Origin of the sequence: Arenibacterium halophilum (genome assembly GCF_005938225.1) — a bacterium.
Classification (GTDB): Bacteria; Pseudomonadota; Alphaproteobacteria; order Rhodobacterales; family Rhodobacteraceae; genus Arenibacterium; species Arenibacterium halophilum.
In genome coordinates this window covers 915,350-934,173 of record NZ_VCPC01000001.1, presented here as the reverse complement: position 1 = coordinate 934,173, position 18,824 = coordinate 915,350, and the positions used below count along the sequence as shown (strand labels likewise).

The following is an 18,824-nucleotide window of genomic DNA, read 5'->3' as shown; positions in this document are numbered from 1 at the left end:
ACGCTACGACAGCCGATCGACCACATAATCGGCCAGATCCATCAGCATCGCGCGCATGTCGCTGTCGGGCAGGGCACTCAGCGCCTGTTTTGCGCGCTCGGCATGTGCCACCGCATCCAGCCGCGTGGCCTCAAGCGTGCCGTATTTGCCCATCAGCTCCAGTGCGTGCTCCAGATCGCCATCCTGCTGGTTGCCCTTCTCGATGGTACGGACCCAGAAGGCACGTTCTTCCTCGGTCGCCTGAGCAACGGCCTTGATCACCGGCAGCGTCAGCTTGCGTTCGCGGAAATCGTCGCCCACGTTCTTGCCGGTCGCCGCGCTATCACCTTGATAATCCAGCAGATCATCCGCAATCTGGAACGCCACGCCAAGCCCGTCGCCATAGGCGCGCAGCGCCGCCACCTGATCGTCGGGCGCGCCGGAAATCACGCCGCCCACTTCGGTCGCGGCGGAAAACAGCGCCGCTGTTTTGCCCCGCGCCACTTGCAGGTAAATCGATTCGTCGGTTTTCAGGTCGCTGGCAGCGGTCAGTTGCAACACCTCGCCCTCGGAAATCGTGGCCGAGGCGTTCGACAGGATCTCGAGCACCCGAAGCGAGCCGGTTTCCACCATCAGCAGAAAGGACCGCGCCAGAAGGTAGTCGCCTACCAGTACGCTGGACTGGTTATCCCACAGCAGGTTGGCGGTGGGGCGTCCGCGCCGTTGCTTGCTTTCATCGACCACATCATCATGCAGCAGCGTGGCCGTGTGGATGAATTCGACCGTCGCGGCCAGCTTCACATGGTCGCTGCCCTGATAGCCGCACAGCCGTGCCGCGGCGAGGGTCAGCATGGGGCGCAGGCGCTTGCCGCCCGCGTCGATCAGATGCGCCGTCACCTCGGGGATGCGGGGGGCGTGTTCCGATTTCATCCGTTCGCGGATCAGCACGTTAACGGCGGCCATGTCCTCGGCCAGGGCGTCGGCCAGACGGTCATGCGGTTTGGGGTTGCTTGCGATGTCCATCACTTACTTTCGACACGTCTCGACACCGGGTCGGAGTTTACCTAAATCCGAACACATGAAGGAACTGTTGCGCTCGACCGATCCAACGATACTGGCCTTTGCATCCGCCCTCTTGCAAGGCGAGGATATAGACTGCTTTCAACTGGACGTAAACATGAGCGTCCTTGAAGGTGGCATCGGAATTTTCCCCCGGCGCCTGATGGTGCGCGCCGACGATCACGACCGCGCCGTGCGGGTGATGGTTGACAATGACATCCCGCTCGGCCGTGATTGAATTTCCCGAGGATCAGCTTGTTTTGAATGCCTTTCTTGGCGGACGGATGCAGTTGTGGCAGCCCAAAAAGGGCTATCGCGCCGGTGTCGATCCGGTGCTGCTGGCGGCTTCGGTTCCCGCGATATCCGGGCAGACGGTACTGGACCTCGGCTGCGGTGCGGGGGCTGCGGCATTGTGTCTGGCGACCCGCGTGCCGGGGCTGGACTGCGTCGGGGTCGAACGGCAGCCTGAATTCGCCGCTCTGGCGCAGCGCAACGGGGCGCAGAACGGGCTGCCATTTCACGTGATCTGTGCCGATCTGGCGGCCCCCCCGCCCGATCTGACGGCGCGCCAGTTCGATCATGTGCTGGCCAATCCGCCGTATTTCGTCGAGGGCGCACACAGCCCATCGCCGGATGCCGCCAAAGGCGCCGCGCGGGGCGAGGATACGCCGCTGTCGATCTGGCTGGACATCGCCGCCCGGCGTCTGCGTTCGGGTGGCTATTTCCATATGATTCAACGGATTGATCGGCTGCCGGAGGCTTTGGCCAGCTGTCGTCTTGGCTCGGTCGAGGTGTTGCCGCTGGCGCCGCGCATCGGGCGCGATCCCGGGCTGTTCATCCTGCGGGCGCGGAAGGGCGGACGCGCGGCATTCCGGCTGCGTGCGCCCCTGATTCTGCACAAGGGCGCGACGCACGCGCGCGACGGCGAAGACTACACCGATGAAATTTTGTCCGTTCTGCGGGGCAATGCCCCCCTGAAATGGGCGGATTGTCGCGGCGTTTAGGCTGATTCCCGCGCCTTTACCTTTCGTTCACCACGTTTTGCGACAGAAGCGTGACAGGTTCGAAAGAATGTGCTCAACTTAAAGGGCAACTTTATCAGAGGAGGATCGCCATGAGCATGAGCTCGCATCTTGCGGAACTGAAAAAGAAGCACGAACACCTGAGCATGGAAGTTGAACGCGCCCAGCGGGCGCCGGGGACGGATGGGCTCAAGGTGGTCGACTTGAAGAAGCGAAAACTCAAGCTCAAGGAAGAAATCCAGCGATTGTCATCCTGATTTTCGCGCCCTCATGCTGGCGCGTGCGGCAAGCACCGCGCCGGCTGTAATCAGAACAGCGGCAGCAGCCAGGCCCCAACTTGGCTCTGCCGTGCCGGTGACCACAAGCAGCAAGGTCGACAGCAACGGCGCAGCGTAGGCGCTGGTGCCAAGCAGCTGGATCTCACCGTGTTTTACTCCAATGTCCCAGGTATAAAAGGCAAGCCCCACGGGTCCGAGGCCCAAGGCGGCGACGGAAAGCCAGCCCATCGTGCTGACGGGCCAGATGGTCTCCTCTAGCGCAACATGCAGCACGGCGGACAAGACGCTGGCGCCGATGCAGAATACGGCCACCGATGACGTCGGCGCCGCGCCCACAAAGCGCGAGCCGACCGAATAGGCCGACCATGTCAGCGCGCAGCACAGGGCCAGCCCATAGCCGGGCAGAAAGGCCAGCGAAAACCCCGCCGCGCCTTTGCCCAGTATGATGACAGCAGCCCCGACAAAGCCAAGCAGCGCGCCAGCGGCATGGCCTGCACGCAGACGCTCTCCGGGCAGCAGGCTGGAAAACAGCACGATCAGCAGCGGCCAAAGATAGGCGATCAGCCCGGCCTCGGCAGCAGGCGACAGTCGAAGCGCGGTGAAGTACAGCGCGTGATAGCCGAACAGCCCGATGATCCCGAAGAGGTAAACGCGCAAGGGCACCTGTTTCAGCGCCCGGATATCGCCGCTGGCCGCCGTCCAGACGATACCAAGCGCGCCACCAATCGCAAAGCAGATGGCGTTCAGCAACAGCGGCGGCACCGGGGCGGAACCGACCGTGAAAAAGGCCAAAGCGGCCCACAGCAAAACGGCGCTGAAGCCGATCAACGTAGCGCGGTTCTTGTTCATGGTGCGGGGATTTCCTCGACCGGGATGATTGTGAGGGCACGTGTCACCGAAGCGGTTCGTTCGATTTCCGCAAGGATCCAGTCGCGGAAGGCGCGTATGTGTGGGCGTTCTTCGGCACCTTTGGCGCAGATGAAGCGAAAATGAGCCTGGGTGGAAATCGCAATGCTGTAGGGGGCAACAAGGCGCTTTTCATGCAACTCCTTGATGGTCAGTGATCGCCGCCCCAACATTACGCCAGCACCAGTCAACGCCGCATCAACCGCATGATCCGCTTGGGAAAAATGCGCGCCCTTGGTGGGGGCGTAGTCCATGCCGACGGCGCGGAACCACGCGGGCCAGTCACAGGCCGGGCGCAGAAAATCGATGGATTCATCAAACAGCAGGGGCGCCTCGCGCAGCGATTGCGGGGTGGGATAGCGCCGCGCCAGTTCGGGCGTCATCACCGGGGTCAGCCATTCGTTTGCCAGGGGCAGCGCATAGACGCCGGTATCTTTGCCATAGCCAAAGCGGATCGCCACATCCACGTCGCCCCGGGTCACGTCCAGCACGCGCAGGGTGGCCGACAGGCGCAGGTCGATCTCGGGATGGGCGTTGGCAAATTCATACAGCCGGGGGGCCAGCCATTTCGAGGTGAAGGCAGGCCCCGCCGTCACGGTCAACGAGGTTTCGCCGCCAATCTGCCGCGCCGCGCGCCACGCCGAGGCGAGCAGACGAAACCCCTCGGCCGCGCCCGGAGCCAGCGCCCGCCCTGCATCTGTCAGCTCAACCGCGCGGGTGAGGCGGTGAAACAGGGGCTGGCCCAGGTGGTCTTCCAACGATTTGATTTGAAACGACAGCGCCGCCGGGGTCACGTTCAGTTCGTCGGCCGCGCGGGCGAAGGACATATGCCGCGCCGCTGCATCGAAAGCGCGCAAGGCTGTCAGCGGGGGCAGGGTGTTTGGCATGGCGGTTAAGAATTTCTGATGTGTCGGTGTCGAAACTCTCGTTTGTTGTTTTGTCAGTCAAGCGTCAAATTGCGTGCGGGGAGAGGCGACAGTTAAGGAGAGCATTATGTTCGAGAACCCGACCACCCGCAGCACCCGCACCGCAATGCAGCGCGCCCATGTTGAACGTGGCATGGCGTTTCGCGCCCTTCTGGGGTGGTTCGTGGGGCGTTAAGCTGCACGAATGCAAAAGGGGCCGGCCCGCGCCAGCCCCCTGCCTATCTTGTCACACGCTTAGACGAAGAACTGCGCGCCGTTGGCCGAGATGGTCGACCCGTTGATGAACCCCGAATCGTCTGATGCGAGGAAGACAACGCAGCGCGCGATTTCTTCCGGTTCACCCAGACGGCCTGCCGGGATCTGCGCGATGATGCTGTCGCGAACCTTCTCGGGAACGGCCATCACCATGTCGGTGCCGATGTAGCCGGGGCAGATCGCGTTGGCCGTAATGCCGGCACGCGCACCTTCTTGTGCCAGCGATTTCACGATGCCCAGATCGCCCGCCTTGGTTGCGGCATAGTTAACCTGTGCGAACTGGCCTTTCTGGCCGTTGATCGAGCTGATCACGATGACGCGGCCAAACTTGCGGTCGCGCATGCCGGGCCAGACAGGATGAACGGTGTTGAACACGCCGGTCAGGTTGGTGTCGATCACCTGATGCCATTGCTCTGGTGTCATCTTGTGGAAGGGGGCGTCGCGCGTGATGCCTGCGTTGGCCACGACAACGTCAATGGGCCCGATTTCGGCTTCGACCTTTTCGATGCCAGCCTTGCTTTCATCATAGTCGGCAACATTCCATTTATAGGTCTTGATACCGGTTTCGCTGGTAAAGGCCGCGGCGGCCTCGTCATTGCCGGCATAGGTTGCCGCGACGTCGTAGCCTGCGGCCTTCAACGCCTTGGAAATTGCCTCGCCGATGCCCCGGCTTCCGCCAGTCACAAGTGCCACTCTTGCCATTATATCCTCCGATCTGGGTGTAGTCTTGTAAGTTTGTTAAACAAATTTGCCTTGTTGAGCAATATTATTACCTAGCTATCGGCAAGATATTTCTTGCCGTCCTGCTCTCCCAAACTCCATGTATCGCGCAGCTTTTGTGGATCGGTGAAGTCGATTTTATCCGCCGGTGTTTCCTTGCTCGGCCAGACATAGCTGCGGCCGTTGACATCGGGGAGCGCCTTGTATTCGCGCGTGAGCAGCACCAGCGTCTCTCCGTGGTTGGGTTCCGGCATCGGGGCCTGATCGGCCATGCCGCCATCGACAACGCGGCGGTCGTTCCAAAGGGGTGGTTCAAACACCGGGGGAATCACGGCGGCGGCGCAGATCAGGTCAACCAGCTTGCCCTCGCGCGCGGCGGCGTTGGCGTCCACAAGTTGTGAGGTCAGGCCAATTTTTTGCGCCCAGTTGAAATGCGGCGAACCGACGATGTGCAACTCGGCCTCGTAGGTTGCGGCAAGGGCGGTGCCGGTCAGGGTTGGCCAGCCGGTGTCCGGTGGATGTGCGATCTGAATTTGAAACGCGGGCCCTTCGGCGACCCTTTGCACCGCGTCGTCATCGAAGGCGCTGCTGACAACGTCGCAATACAGGCGCTGGTGCGGGGTGATACCCTCTGCGTCAGCGTTGAAAAGATCGAGATTGCTGTCGCGCTCTTCAAAGGCTGCGCACATCCTGTCGAGCAGGCGATTTTCAAGGCCTGCAATCCAGGCTGCGCCAGCCAGTGCGCCACCGCTGACACCAGTCACTCGTTCAGGGGCAAAGCGGCGGCCACGTTCGATCTGTTTCAGGAAGCCGCCCTGCCAGAAGCAGCGCAGCCCGCCGCCGGAAAAGACGATCTGTTCGGGGTTACGCGGGATATTAGGTGCCATCTGATGCGAACGGGCCCGCATTTGGGCCCGTCATTTGCAAAATCAGGGCCGCTCAAGGCACATGGCAACGCCCATGCCGCCGCCGATGCACAGCGTGGCAAGGCCTTTCTTGGCGTCGCGGCGCTGCATTTCAAACAACAGCGTATTCAGGATGCGCGCGCCCGATGCGCCAATCGGATGGCCAATGGCAATGGCGCCACCGTTTACGTTCACGATCGCCGGATCCCAGCCCATGTCCTTGTTCACGGCGCAGGCCTGGGCGGCGAAGGCTTCGTTCGCTTCGACCAGGTCCAGATCTTCGGGTTTCCAGCCGGCCTTTTCCAGTGCCTTGCGGCTGGCGAAAATCGGACCCACACCCATGATGGACGGGTCCAGCCCGGCAGTGGCGTAAGAGGCGATACGCGCCAGCGGCGTGATCCCGCGCTTTTCGGCGTTATCCGCGCTCATCAGCAGGACACCGGCGGCCCCGTCGTTCAGCCCCGAGGCATTCGCGGCGGTCACCGACCCGTCTTTGGTGAACGCGGGGCGCAGTTTCTGCATCGCTTCCATTGTGGCCCCGTGGCGGATGTATTCGTCGGCATCCATCACCGACTCGCCCTTGCGGGTCTTGATGGTGAAGGGGATGATTTCATCCTTGAACTTACCAGCCTTCTGCGCGGCTTCGGCCTTGTTCTGGCTGGCGACGGCGAATTCGTCCTGCTGGTCGCGGCTGATCTGCCATTTTTCGGCAACGTTCTCAGCGGTCTGGCCCATATGGTAACCGTTGAACGCATCCCACAGGCCGTCGCGGATCATCGTGTCGATATAGCTCATGTCGCCCATCTTGTGGCCCGCGCGCAAATTGGCGGCATGGGGGCTGAGCGTCATGTTTTCCTGGCCGCCAGCGGCCACGATATCGGCGTCGCCCAGCTGGATGTGCTGGGCGCCAAGGGCCACGGCCCGCAGACCCGAACCGCAGACCTGATTGATGCCCCAGGCCGCGCTTTCCTGCGGCAGGCCCGCATTGATATGCGCCTGACGGGCGGGGTTCTGGCCTTGGGCGGCAGTCAGCACCTGGCCCAGAATGGTTTCCGAGACTTCGGACTTGTCGATGCCGGCGCGCTCGACAATGGCAGAGAGAACGGCCGCACCCAGATCATGTGCGGGGGTATTGGCGAAACTTCCGCCAAAGCTGCCGACGCCGGTGCGTGCGGCCGATGCGATAACTACATTCGTCATGGGTCATGGTCCTCTGCCAAGTGTGAAACGGCAAAGCAGCGACGCGGCCCTTGAGGCCGGCCAATGCTTCCCGGTCCTGTTGGCACAAGCAATAGCGCGTTGGTGCAAGTGCAGCAACCGCCATGGTAAACCGCCCTAGGCGCGCGCGCGATTGCCTGCGGTATCAAGCCAGGGCGGATTGAGGGTTGGCGCGCCAAACAGATAGCCTTGCAAGCAATCGACCCCCAGTTCGATCAGCAGTTCGGCATCTTCCAGCCGCTCAACCGATGTGGCGATTACCATCATTTCGAATTGCCGGGCCACCGCGATCATCGCCCGAACCAGGGCCTGATTGTCGGGGTTTTCGGCAAGACGGTCCATATATTGCCCGTCAAGTTTCACCGCATCGAAAAAGAACTCGCGAAAGCGGGCAAAGCGGGTTGTACCTGCGCCAAATTCATCCAGCGCAAAGGCGATTCCCATGGGTTGCAGCCGGTCCATGAAGGAAATCACCAGCTCGGGCATGTCCATGGCTGAATCTTCGGTGATTTCTAGCATCAGCCGTTCGCCCAGGGTTGCGTCTTCGGCAAGATGTCGTTCCAGAGTCTGCATCCAGGGCGTGTACCCGATTGATCGCGCGGAAAGGTTCAGCGACAGTCGGACGGTGGGATTCCCGGCAAGGGTTTTCAGGCCAAGATTCAGTGCCAGAACATCCAGATCGCGGCCCAATTCGGCCTTGGTGACGGAGGGCATGAAATCCCGGGCAGGGATCACGCGGCCAGTGGCATCCAGAACCCGCAAAAGCCCTTCATAAAATCCGGTCGTATGCGGTGGCGCGCTGCGCAGGACGGGCTGAAAGGCCAGCATCGCCTCGCCGTGTTTGACAGCAGCGCGCACCATGTCGATCACCCCGGAATCGCGGCGAGCCACCGCGATATCCAGCGGATTGGAAAGCTCTTGCGCGGTCGGGTCGATCTTGGTTGTCTTGAACAGCTTCATTTCAGGTCCGTGGCAGGCCATCGTGACAAAGAGAGGAACCATGCCGGTATGCGGCCTAAACCTGAACCGATGCTTAACCGGACAATTCTAGACGATGTGCGCGGATAACCCTGTCACCCGCTGTGCTTGGGCGGGGCCCGAGCAGATATATATCGATTATCACGACACCGAATGGGGCGTGCCGGAATACGACAGCAGGGCATTGTGGGAAAAACTGATCCTGGACGGGTTCCAGGCTGGCCTCAGCTGGATCACGATACTGAAGAAACGCGACAATTTCCGCGCCGCCTTTGATGGATTCGATCCGGCCCGGATTGCCTGCTGGGGCCCGGAAGATGTCGAACGCCTGCTGCAGAACCCGGGTATCATCCGCCACCGCGGCAAGATCGAAGCGGCAATCACCAATGCCCAGTCCTGGGAACGGATCGAAGCGCGCGAAGGCTTCGACACGTTCCTTTGGCGATATGTCGACGGCGCGCCCTTGCAGAACACATGGGCGACCCAAGCCGACGTACCGCCCCAGACATCGTTGTCAGCGCGAATCTCGCAAGACCTGAAGGCCGAGGGGTTTCGTTTCTGCGGACCGACAATCGTCTATGCGTTCATGGAAGCGGTTGGCATTGTGAACGACCACATCGTGACCTGCCATCGCCATCGAACGGTGCGCGCGATGGGCCAACGGACGTAAGGGGGCTCTGCCCCCGCCCGCTGCGCGGACTCCCCCGGAGTATTTTTGCGAAGGTGAAGCAGAAAAACCGACCCTGCTTCTTTGGGCGATAAATATCCCCGCCGGAGGCCTCGCGCGTCAGCGCGACTACATGCACTCAGTCTTCGGACAGCAATTCGGCAATGATGGCGCGCGCGCTGTCAGAGTGCCAGTCGGCATCGCCGATCAAGCGGCCCAATTCGCGGCCCTCCCGGTCGATCAGGACGGTGATCGGCAGGCCCAGCACACCCATCTCACGGGCGATGGCCTGCTTCGGGTCCTGAAACGTTGGCAGGTTGTCGATTCCGTTATCCGAGAAAAACTTGGCGATGCCTTGCGGCGTGTTGCGGCCCGTGGCGAGCGTAACAACCTGAAAGTCGTCCCCTCCGAATTCAGATTGCAGCGCCGCCAAGGTCGGCATTTCCTTGCGGCAGGGGGCGCACCACGTGGCCCAGAAGTTCAGCAAGACAAATTGCCCGCGATAATCGGCCAGCGTCCCTTTGCCGCCCTCGGCAGTATGAAACGCCTCGTCAGAGATGTCGCGCGCGGTCTCGTGCAGGGTCAGTTTCTTCATGTCGCCTTCGCGCAGACCGGCGATGGCGCCAGGATCGGCCGCGACCGCATTTGCACAGAGCGCGGCGGCCATATAAAGGGGCAACAGACAATTCAGGCGCATGATCTCTCCGACGTAAAGGCACGATATGACCGACAAGACCGCGAACCAGATGTGGGGTGGCCGTTTCGCCGCCGGACCCGATGCCATCATGGAGGCGATCAACGCCTCGATCGGGTTCGATCGCCGCATGGCCGCGCAGGACATCGCCGGATCGCGGGCCCATGCCGCCATGCTGGCGGCCACGGGCGTGATCAGCGATAGCGATGCCGAGGCGATTGGGGAAGGTCTGCTCACGGTGTTGTCAGAGATCGAGGCGGGCGATTTCGAATTTTCGACGGCGCTGGAAGACATTCACATGAATGTCGAGGCGCGGCTGAAGGATCTGATCGGCGCGCCGGCGGGTCGGTTGCACACCGGACGCAGCCGCAACGATCAGGTGGCGACGGATTTCCGGCTTTGGGTGCGCGACCAGCTTGACACGGCCGAGGGCGGATTGCTGGCGCTGATCCGTGCGCTGCTAGGGCAGGCCGAGGCGGGCGCCGATTGGGTGATGCCGGGCTTTACCCATTTGCAGACCGCGCAGCCGGTGACCTGGGGCCACCACATGATGGCTTATGTCGAAATGTTCGGACGCGACCTGAGCCGGATGCGCGATGCACGCGCGCGGATGAACGAATCGCCTCTTGGGGCCGCGGCACTCGCGGGCACTTCTTTCCCGATCGACCGGGAGATGACGGCGAAGGCGCTGGGCTTCGACCGGCCCGCCGCCAACAGCCTTGACGCGGTATCGGACCGGGATTTTGCGCTCGAATTCCTGGGCGCCGCCAGCATCTGCGCAATGCACCTGTCGCGCATGGCGGAAGAACTGGTGATCTGGTCGTCGGCGCAATTCCGTTTCGTCGCGCTGTCAGACCGTTTTTCGACCGGCTCCAGTATCATGCCGCAGAAGAAGAACCCCGACGCGGCCGAGCTGATCCGCGCCAAGGTGGGGCGCATCTTTGGCGCCAATACCGCGCTGATGATGGTGATGAAGGGGCTGCCGCTGACCTATTCCAAGGACATGCAGGAAGACAAGGAACAGGTCTTCGACGCAGCCGACAACCTGATGCTGGCGCTTGCCGCGATGGAGGGCATGGTGCGCGACATGAGCGCCAATCGTGACTCGCTGGCGGCTGCCGCCGGGTCGGGCTTTTCCACCGCTACCGATTTGGCCGACTGGCTGGTGCGGGTGCTGGGGATGCCGTTCCGCGATGCCCACCATGTCACCGGGTCTTTGGTCGCGCTGGCCGAGGGGCGCGGCTGTGACCTGCCCGATCTGACGCTGGACGATATGCAATCGGTCCATGCCGAGATCACCGACGATGTGTTTACTGTTCTTGGCGTCGAAAATTCGGTAAACTCGCGGATGTCCTATGGTGGGACAGCGCCGGCGCAGGTGCGGGCGCAGATCGAACGCTGGAAATCTCTGTTGGAGTGACTGCGATGACCCTGGCTCGAATCCTGGTGGTCCTAAGCGCCCTTGCAGCCTGTGGCGCCGATGGTGAACCGGTGCAGCCCACGATGAACGCCGGGTTGACGGTTGGCTCGGGCGGGGTGCGCGTGGGTGGCGGCGTGGGTGTCAGCCAAGGGCCGATCTCGCTGATGCTTGGATTCTAGCGCCGGGGCCGTATTGGCCCGGTTCGGGAAACAATATTGCCCAAATTCAGCCTTTTTCGGCGGGTATCGCGGATACTGACCGCAGAGATCCCGCCTAGGAGGCCCCGAGATGACAAGCGCGACACTGGACGACAAGGCGCTACTGGCCGTACCCGAAGCGCCACCGCCGCCGCCGGCTTCGACCATGGTCGAAGTGGCGCGCAAGTACGGCGTCAGCCCGTTCCGGCAACTGTCGGAAATGGTGCGGCTGAACCTTGGGCCGGGGCGGCTGTACCTGCATGAATACTACTCCTCGGGTTTGTACGATCCGGCGATTTCGATGGCCGAGAAGCGGCAGTATGTCGGGCAGAAGGGCAACTGGAACCTGAACGAGGAACTGTCGCCCAAGAAGCTGCTGACGATGCACAATTTCGTTGCCAACAAGGTCATGTACACCTCGTTGATCCGACAGTTGGGCTTTCGCACCACCGAGACACAGGCGGTGGTGTCCGACTCGCGCCGGTTTGGCGAAATCCCCGCGATCACGCAGAAATCCAAGCTGAAAGCCTTCCTGATCGGGCGGGCGCGCTATCCGATCTTTGGCAAACCGACGGCCTATAGCGGCAGTTTCGGGTCGGTCCTGATCCGCGCGCGCGAAGGCGAGATGCTGGTGCTGGGCAATGGCAAGCAGATCAGCATCGACGCCTTCTGCGATGAAATCTTTGCCGAATATGCCAATGGCTACCTGCTGCAAACCGCACTGGAGCAGCACCCCGCGATGGCCGCGATAACGGGCAAGGCGGTTGGGTCGTTGCGCATCGTCACTGTGCGGCAGAACACGATGCCCGAGGTTCTGTATTCGCTGTGGAAGATCCCCGCGCCCAAGGCGATGAGCGACAATTTCTGGCAGGACGGCAGCATGATTGCGCCGGTCGATGCGCTGACGGGGCAGGTGGGGCAGTGCCGCATTGGCACCGGACTGAAGGCTGCCGACATTGACGACCACCCCGTGTCAGGCGCGCGGATCACCGGCTTCGAAGTGCCCCATTGGGAGGCCGCGCGCGCGCTGGTGACCGAGGCGCATGCGCTGTTTCCGGAATTCGGCGTGATCGGATGGGATGTGGCGATGACTCCTGATGGCCCCGCGATCATTGAATGCAACGATAACCCGTTTCACATGCTGTATCAGCTGGCCTATGGCCGGGGCATCCGCAACCCCGAGTTCACCCCGGTGTTCGAGCGTGTCGCCGCGCGCAGCAAGGCGCTGATGGCCGAACGAAAGGCCCAGTTCAAGCAGCGGGTGAAAAAGCACCGCCGCTAGGGTATGACAGAGTTTGGATCGCGCCCGGGTCATTGTTCCCGGGCGTTTTCCGTTTTCGGTATTATCGCGTCAATTTTCGCGATTTCCTGATTTTTGTTCTGTTCCGGAAACAATCCGGCCCCATTTTCGCCCGCTTTGCAACTTAGCCTTTCCTTCGAAACTGGACGATTTCGAACTTAGGGGCATTGTCATGACGACAGCGACAGTTGACAGCAAGGCACTTCTGGCCGTTCCGGCGGCCCCCAAGGCAACAGCCGCCTCGACCATGGTCGAGGTAGCGCGGGCGCACGGCGTGTCACCGATCCGGCAGTTGCGCGAAAGCGTTGCCCTGTCGTTCGGGCGATCGCGGATGAAGCTGCATGAGTACTATGCCGGAGGGCTGTATGATCCGGCGCTGACAGCGCGTGACAAACGCGAATTCGTGGGTGAGCGGGGCAGCTACCTGCTGAATTCCGGGCTGGCGTCCAAGCGGCTGACCTCGCTGCGCGGGGCAATGCGGCACAAGGTATTGCATACCGCGATGATGGAAGCGCTGGGCTTTCGCACAACGGAAACGCAGGCGGTGGTCTCGGATGAGCAGCGGTTCGGAGCCGTCGAAACCTGCACCGATGCGGCGAGCTTGCGTGATTTCCTGATGCATCGCGCGCGGTTTCCGCTGTTTGGCAAGCCGCAATCCTACAGTGGCAGCTTTGGCTCCGCCTTGATCGAGTCGCGTGAGGGCGACGACCTGTTTCTGGGCAATGGAAAACGGATCAAGATTGACGCCTTCTGCGAGGAGATCGTTGCGGAATATGCCTCGGGCTATGTCTTGCAAAGCGCGCTGCGCCAGCACCCCGTGCTGGAGGAGGCGGCTGGCCGCGCGGTCGGCACGATCCGCATCGTGACAGTACGCCGCGCGGCGATGCCCGAGGTGCTCTACACGCTGTGGAAAATCCCGGCCCCCACCGCAATGAGCGACAATTTCTGGCAGGACGGCAGCATGATCGCGCCGATTGACCCCGAGACCGGGATCGTCGGTCAAGTGCGCGCAGGCAGCGGCGTGAAGGGGCGGAATATCGACACGCACCCGGCGACGGGCGCCACTTTGACCGGGCTCCAGCTACCCGACTGGCAGGCCGCGCTGACGTTGGCGCGTGAGGGGCACGCCGTGATGTCGGAATTCGGGGTGATCGGGTGGGATATTGCCGTGACCCCCGAGGGCCCCGCAATCATCGAGGCGAATGCCAACCCGCATCATATGCTTTATCAGTTGGCCCACCGCAGGGGTATCTGGAACGCGGATTTCGCGCACGTCTGGGGCGAGGTGCGTGCACGATCCAAGGCGATGTTGCGCCGCCGTATCCAGCAGGAACTGGGGCGCGTCAAGAAACGCGCATAAGGCTTTGGCCGCGCGGCTGATCGCGCTTGATTGGTACACTCATTCCGGTTTATCCGCGCGATATGGACCATTTCCTTTACCGCGACGGCGCGCTTTTCGCCGAAGACGTTCCGGTGACCGAGATTGCGGCCGCCGTGGGCACGCCGTTTTACGTTTATTCCACCGCGACGCTTCTGCGCCATTATCACCTGTTCGACGAGGCATTGGCGGGCACCGAGCACCTTGTCTGCTATGCAATGAAGGCGGCTGGCAATATGGCGATCCTGCGCACGCTGGCGCAGGCCGGGGCGGGTATGGATGTGGTCAGCCAGGGCGAATACCTGCGCGCCCGTGCCGCTGGCGTTCCAGGCGACAAGATCGTGTTCTCTGGTGTCGGCAAAACCGAGGAAGAGATGCGCGTGGCGCTGGAGGGGGGGATTCGCCAGTTCAACGTCGAATCCGAGCCCGAGATGGAGGCGCTGAGCCGGGTTGCCCAATCCTTGGGCAAAGTCGCTCCGATCACCATTCGCGTGAACCCCGATGTGGATGCCCGCACCCATGCCAAGATTGCGACCGGCAAATCCGAGAACAAATTCGGCATCCCGATTTCGCGCGCCCGCGAGGTCTATGCGATGGCAGCCGCGCTGCCGGGGCTGGAGATCGTCGGGATCGACGTGCATATCGGCAGCCAGCTGACCGAGCTTGAGCCGTTCGAGCAGGCCTATGGCAAAGTGGCGGAACTGACCGAGGCATTGCGCGCCGATGGCCACACCATCGGCCGCCTGGATCTGGGCGGCGGGCTTGGCATTCCCTACACGCGGTCAAATGCCGCGCCCCCGCTGCCAACCGATTATGGCGCCATGATAAAACGGACGCTGGGCCATCTTGGCTGCGAGATCGAGATCGAGCCCGGGCGCCTGATTGCGGGGAACGCCGGGCTGCTGGTGTCCTCGGTCATTTACGTCAAGAACGGCGAGGGGCGCGATTTCCTGATCCTTGACGCGGCGATGAACGATCTGATCCGCCCGGCGATGTATGATGCCCATCACGACATCATTCCGGTCATCGAACCGGTCCCCGGCGCCGAACAGCACCCTTATGACGTGGTCGGACCGGTCTGCGAATCCGGCGATACCTTTGCCCGCCAACGCGACCTTCCGGAGCTGGCCTCGGGCGATCTGGTCGCCTTCCGCAGCGCGGGGGCCTATGGCGCAGTGATGTCCAGCGAATACAACGCGCGGCCCCTGATCCCCGAAGTTCTGGTGAACGGGGATCAATTTGCGGTTATCCGCCGACGCCCGAGCTTTGACGAAATGATGAATCGCGATACCATTCCTTCATGGTTGTGATGCACCCCTGCATTGCGCCCGCAGGAGTATCGCATGGCCCATCGGCACGATGCCGTCCCGACCCTGAATAAGCTGCGTCTGCCGCTGGCTCTGACCCGGCTGGGCCTTTTGGCCGAGCAGGTCTTGCGCTGTTTCTGGCCGCTGATGTCGATCATCATGGTGGTGCTGGCGGCGCTTATGCTGGGGCTGCAAGATCACGCATCGGTCGAATTGGTCTGGGGCGGGGGCATTGTTGCGGTAATTGGCGCGCTGGTGGCGCTGCTGATGGGCGCGCGCGGCTTGCACTGGCCGACACGAATGGACGCGCTGACCCGGCTGGATGCCAGCTTGCCCGGTCGCCCGATTCAGGCGCTGATCGACAGTCAGGCGATTGGCCATGACGATCCAGATTCAGCTGCGCTTTGGCGCGCGCATCAGGCCCGCATGGCACAACGTGCCGCAACTGCACGCGCGGCCCGGCCTGATCTGCGCATTGCGCGGCGCGACCCCTTTGCCCTGCGCTATGTGGCGATGCTGGCGCTTGCCGTTGCCCTGCTGTTCGGCTCGCTCTGGCGGGTTGGGTCGGTGGCCGAGATGACGCCGGGCACCGCGCAGGCCGCCGCCGGGCCAAGCTGGGAAGGCTGGATCGAGCCTCCGCGGCACACCGGTCTGCCGACGCTGTACCTGTCAGATATCACCGGCGCCGCGCTGGAAACTCCCGAAGGCAGCCGCGTGATCCTGCGGTTTTATGGCGAGGTTGGCGCGCTGACCCTGGCCGAAACCGTGTCGGGCCGGATTGGAGAGGTACCCTCGGCTTCGGAGCCGTCACAGGAATTTACCATCGCCCGCTCGGGCGAATTGCGTATTGACGGACCCGGCGGACGAACATGGGATGTTGCGGTGATCCCCGATGCCGCGCCGCGCGTTTCGGTCGCCGCCCCGCCCGAGGCAGAGGCCGCGGGCCAGATGTCGCTGCCATTCACCGCCGAGGACGATTACGGCATCGCCGCAGGCACCGCGCGCATCTCGCTTGACTTGGCCGCGGTCGACCGTCGCTATGGCCTGTCGGGCGAACCAGAGCCGCGAGAGGCCATCTTTCTGCCGCTGCCCATGCCGATTTCGGGCGACCGGGCGCAGTTCACCGAAAAACTGATCGAAGATTTCTCGCAGCATCCCTGGGCCAATCTTCCGGTGACGTTCGAGCTTCAGGTCGAAGATGATGCCGGGCAAAAAGGTGACGCGGCTCCATTTTCCGCGACGCTGCCCGGGCGGCGCTTCTTTGATCCGATGGCCGCCGCCGTGATCGAAATGCGCCGCGACCTGTTGTGGTCGCGCGAAAACGCCCCCCGCATCGCGCAGGTGCTGCGCGCCGTCTCTTACCGACCAGACGATGTGTTCCGCTCGGAAACCGCCTATCTTCGCTTGCGGTTCCTGCTGCGCCGGCTGGAACGTATGGACGAAATCGGCCTTGGTGATCCGCAGGTCGAAGAGCTGGCGCAGGCGATGTGGGATCTGGCGATCCTGCTGGAAGAGGGCGATCTGGGTGACGCGCTGGAACGGTTGCGCCGCGCGCAGGAGCGGCTAAGCGAGGCGATGAAAAACGGCGCCAGCGATCAGGAAATCGCCGAGCTGATGCAGGAATTGCGCCGCGCCACCGACGATTACATGCGTCAGCTCTCACGTCAGGCGCAGAATGGCGAAAACGGCGCGGATCAGCCTCAGCAGGGCCAGAACTCCATGCAGATGTCGCAGAACGATCTGCAACGCATGATGGACCGCATTCAGGAGTTGATGGAACAGGGCCGCATGGCAGAAGCGCAGCAAGCCTTGGAAGAGCTGCAGCAGCTGATGGAAAACATGCGCGTCACGCAGGGGCAGGGCGGGGGCCAGTCGCAGGGCCAGCAGAGCATGGATGATCTGGCCGAAACCCTGCGAAACCAGCAGGGCCTGTCGGATCAGGCCTTCCGCGATCTGCAGGAACAGTTCAACCCCGATGCGCAGGCGGGCGAAAACCAAAACAATCAGGGCCGCAACGGCGGTCAGGGCCGTGGCCAAAGCCACGAAGGTCAGAACCCCGGCCAACAACAGGGCCAGAACCAAGGCCAGGGACAGGGGCAGAATGAAGGCCAGCAGCAGGGCCAAGGTCAGCAACCCGGCGGCGAAAATGGTCAGGGCGGCGATCAGGCCGGAACGCTGGCGGACCGGCAGCGCGCTCTGCGGCAAGAGCTGAACCGCCAGCAGGGCAACTTGCCGGGCGCGGGCACACCCGAGGGCGACGCAGCCCGCGATGCACTGGATCGGGCAGGCCGTGCCATGGACGGCGCCGAAGACTCGCTGCGCCGCGATGATCTGGCCGAAGCCATCGATCAACAGTCCGAAGCGATGGAAGCGCTGCGCGAGGGGCTGCGTGCCCTGGGCGAGGCAATGGCCCAGGAACAACAGCAAGGCCGCCCCGGCCAGGGACAGGCGGAAGGCGACCAACGCGCCCAAAATCGCGATCCGCTGGGCCGCGACACGGGCACAAATGGCTCCATCGGGTCCGAGGAAAACCTGCTACAGGGCGAAGATGTCTATCGCCGCGCCCGCGAATTGCTGGATGAAATCCGGCGCCGTAGTGGGGAGGGTGAACGCCCTGATGTAGAACTCGACTACCTGAAACGCCTTCTGGAGCGGTTCTGACCAAATGTGATTGCTGTTTCTTTGGGGCGAAATATCCCGGGGGAGCCCGCAGCGCGGGCGGGGGCAGCGCCCCCGGCAACGGAATGTTGCGGGCGATCAGTTCGGAATGAAGCCCGACAGGTTCTGGTCAAGCCAGATACGGGCTTTGTCGACCACCGTAACATAATTGGCCACGAAATCCGACAGCGCCGGAACCGCTTCGGTGACTTGACTGGCGTTCATGTAGAGCAGGACCAGACCCACGGTCAGCAGAATCATCACCGAGAACCCGCGCAGAAAGCCTGACCGGCGCGGCGCGCGGACGGGAACCATCTGAACCGGTCCTGGCGCCATGCGGACATCGCGGTCATCCGGCGCAAGGGTCGATTTGATCTCTTCGATATCGGGCAACAAATCGCCACGCGGCGCGCCTGGCGGTGGGGTTGCGGGGGTGCCACGCAGCCGCGCCATACGGTCACGCGCCTGTTGGCTGCGCTTGCTGGCCTCGTCCTCTCCGACGCTGTCCAGACCAAGGTCGCCCTGGCTTTCCAGCCCGGTGCTTTCACTTGCGCGCAGACGGGATTCGTGGCGGGCTTCTTCGCGCAGAATGTCGGCAACACCCGGGTCCAGCCTTCGCTGGCGCGGCACGTCACCGGGTTCTTCCTCGGTGTCGTCGTCATCGGGGGGGGCCGTTCCAGTGTGCGGTGTGACATCCATGGCCAGCTCCGGATCGGGCGTAGAGTCCGTCTGTTCTTCGTCTGCATGAACAGAGACGGCCGGAGCGTCATCGCTCTCCTGCAATCCGGAGTCGGCGGGCAGACGGATCGGATCGCCGTTGCGGGGCTGGAACCATGTATCGCTACAGTTCGAACATTGAACGTCGCGCCCGTCTTCCGGAATGACTTCGTCGGGAACTTCGTACTGGGCGCCGCAATTCGGGCACGCTATCCGCATCGTCCTGCTCCTGTTCCTGTC

19 protein-coding genes are annotated in these 18,824 nt (G+C 62.6%); 10 read left to right on the top strand and 9 right to left on the bottom strand.

Translation table 11 applies throughout. The features are described 5' to 3' along the window. Positions 1-3 precede the first annotated feature (3 nt). A complete protein-coding gene (locus FGK64_RS04530; RefSeq protein ID WP_138862581.1) occupies positions 4-1,002 on the bottom strand; it encodes a polyprenyl synthetase family protein in 999 nt (332 codons plus the stop codon). A gap of 55 nt (positions 1,003-1,057) precedes the next feature. Between FGK64_RS04530 and FGK64_RS04525 the strand changes: the two genes are divergently transcribed. The 3 genes from FGK64_RS04525 (at position 1,058) to FGK64_RS04515 (ending at position 2,317) form a co-directional block, all read left to right on the top strand. Continuing rightward, entirely contained in the window at positions 1,058-1,276 is a 219-nt protein-coding gene (locus FGK64_RS04525) for a putative signal transducing protein (protein WP_138862580.1), read from the top strand. Further along, positions 1,251-2,042, top strand: coding sequence for a tRNA1(Val) (adenine(37)-N6)-methyltransferase (locus FGK64_RS04520; RefSeq protein ID WP_138862579.1), 792 nt, complete (start codon positions 1,251-1,253; stop codon positions 2,040-2,042). The genes FGK64_RS04525 and FGK64_RS04520 overlap by 26 nt, the downstream gene beginning before the upstream one ends. A 110-nt stretch (positions 2,043-2,152) precedes the next feature. Then, a complete protein-coding gene (locus FGK64_RS04515; RefSeq protein ID WP_138862578.1) occupies positions 2,153-2,317 on the top strand; it encodes a YdcH family protein in 165 nt (54 codons plus the stop codon). On the opposite strand, the gene yddG is transcribed toward FGK64_RS04515, so the two are convergent. The 6 genes from yddG to FGK64_RS04485 form a co-directional block, all read right to left on the bottom strand. Then, positions 2,309-3,187 carry an aromatic amino acid exporter YddG gene (gene yddG, locus FGK64_RS04510; RefSeq protein WP_138862577.1) on the bottom strand — a complete coding sequence of 293 codons (879 nt, stop codon included), beginning with the start codon at positions 3,185-3,187 and terminating at the stop codon, positions 2,309-2,311. The genes FGK64_RS04515 and yddG overlap by 9 nt on opposite strands. Then, positions 3,184-4,131: a transcriptional regulator GcvA gene (locus tag FGK64_RS04505; protein WP_138862576.1), complete on the bottom strand. Its 948-nt coding sequence runs from the start codon at positions 4,129-4,131 to the stop codon at positions 3,184-3,186. Before FGK64_RS04505 ends, yddG begins: the two co-directional genes overlap by 4 nt. Before the next feature lie 273 nt (positions 4,132-4,404). Further along, positions 4,405-5,127 (bottom strand): acetoacetyl-CoA reductase, encoded by a 723-nt coding sequence (gene phbB / locus FGK64_RS04500; protein WP_138862575.1) that lies wholly within the window; start codon positions 5,125-5,127, stop codon positions 4,405-4,407. A gap of 71 nt (positions 5,128-5,198) precedes the next feature. After that, positions 5,199-6,032, bottom strand: coding sequence for a patatin-like phospholipase family protein (locus FGK64_RS04495; RefSeq protein ID WP_138862574.1), 834 nt, complete (start codon positions 6,030-6,032; stop codon positions 5,199-5,201). A gap of 42 nt (positions 6,033-6,074) precedes the next feature. Further along, positions 6,075-7,250, bottom strand: a complete 1,176-nt coding sequence (locus FGK64_RS04490) for an acetyl-CoA C-acetyltransferase (RefSeq protein WP_138862573.1) — start codon at positions 7,248-7,250, stop codon at positions 6,075-6,077. A gap of 135 nt (positions 7,251-7,385) precedes the next feature. Next, the gene (locus FGK64_RS04485) at positions 7,386-8,228 is read right to left on the bottom strand and encodes an EAL domain-containing protein (RefSeq protein ID WP_138862572.1); all 843 of its coding nucleotides are present in this window, start codon (positions 8,226-8,228) and stop codon (positions 7,386-7,388) included. A gap of 94 nt (positions 8,229-8,322) precedes the next feature. Between FGK64_RS04485 and FGK64_RS04480 the strand changes: the two genes are divergently transcribed. After that, a complete protein-coding gene (locus FGK64_RS04480) occupies positions 8,323-8,916 on the top strand; it encodes a DNA-3-methyladenine glycosylase I (protein WP_138862571.1) in 594 nt (197 codons plus the stop codon). 136 nt (positions 8,917-9,052) lie between these two features. On the opposite strand, the gene FGK64_RS04475 is transcribed toward FGK64_RS04480, so the two are convergent. Further along, complete coding sequence (locus FGK64_RS04475; RefSeq protein WP_138862570.1) at positions 9,053-9,610, bottom strand: TlpA disulfide reductase family protein; 558 nt, start codon at positions 9,608-9,610, stop codon at positions 9,053-9,055. A gap of 25 nt (positions 9,611-9,635) precedes the next feature. On the opposite strand from FGK64_RS04475, the gene argH reads away from it, so the two are divergent. The 6 genes from argH (at position 9,636) to FGK64_RS04450 (ending at position 17,870) form a co-directional block, all read left to right on the top strand. Next, positions 9,636-11,027 (top strand): argininosuccinate lyase, encoded by a 1,392-nt coding sequence (gene argH, locus FGK64_RS04470; protein ID WP_138862569.1) that lies wholly within the window; start codon positions 9,636-9,638, stop codon positions 11,025-11,027. Between the two features lie 5 nt (positions 11,028-11,032). Then, positions 11,033-11,206, top strand: coding sequence for a hypothetical protein (locus tag FGK64_RS22115; protein WP_171053967.1), 174 nt, complete (start codon positions 11,033-11,035; stop codon positions 11,204-11,206). Positions 11,207-11,315: 109 nt separating this feature from the next. Next, positions 11,316-12,506, top strand: a complete 1,191-nt coding sequence (locus tag FGK64_RS04465) for a sugar-transfer associated ATP-grasp domain-containing protein (protein WP_138862568.1) — start codon at positions 11,316-11,318, stop codon at positions 12,504-12,506. A gap of 190 nt (positions 12,507-12,696) precedes the next feature. Continuing rightward, positions 12,697-13,884, top strand: a complete 1,188-nt coding sequence (locus FGK64_RS04460; protein WP_138862567.1) for a sugar-transfer associated ATP-grasp domain-containing protein — start codon at positions 12,697-12,699, stop codon at positions 13,882-13,884. Positions 13,885-13,946: 62 nt separating this feature from the next. Then, positions 13,947-15,212, top strand: coding sequence for a diaminopimelate decarboxylase (gene lysA, locus FGK64_RS04455; RefSeq protein WP_138862566.1), 1,266 nt, complete (start codon positions 13,947-13,949; stop codon positions 15,210-15,212). A gap of 33 nt (positions 15,213-15,245) precedes the next feature. Continuing rightward, positions 15,246-17,870: a TIGR02302 family protein gene (locus tag FGK64_RS04450; protein ID WP_138862565.1), complete on the top strand. Its 2,625-nt coding sequence runs from the start codon at positions 15,246-15,248 to the stop codon at positions 17,868-17,870. Between the two features lie 96 nt (positions 17,871-17,966). Here FGK64_RS04450 and FGK64_RS04445 read toward each other — a convergent pair whose 3' ends face one another. Then, a complete protein-coding gene (locus tag FGK64_RS04445; protein WP_138862564.1) occupies positions 17,967-18,803 on the bottom strand; it encodes a zinc-ribbon domain-containing protein in 837 nt (278 codons plus the stop codon). Between the last annotated feature and the right edge of the window lie 21 nt (positions 18,804-18,824).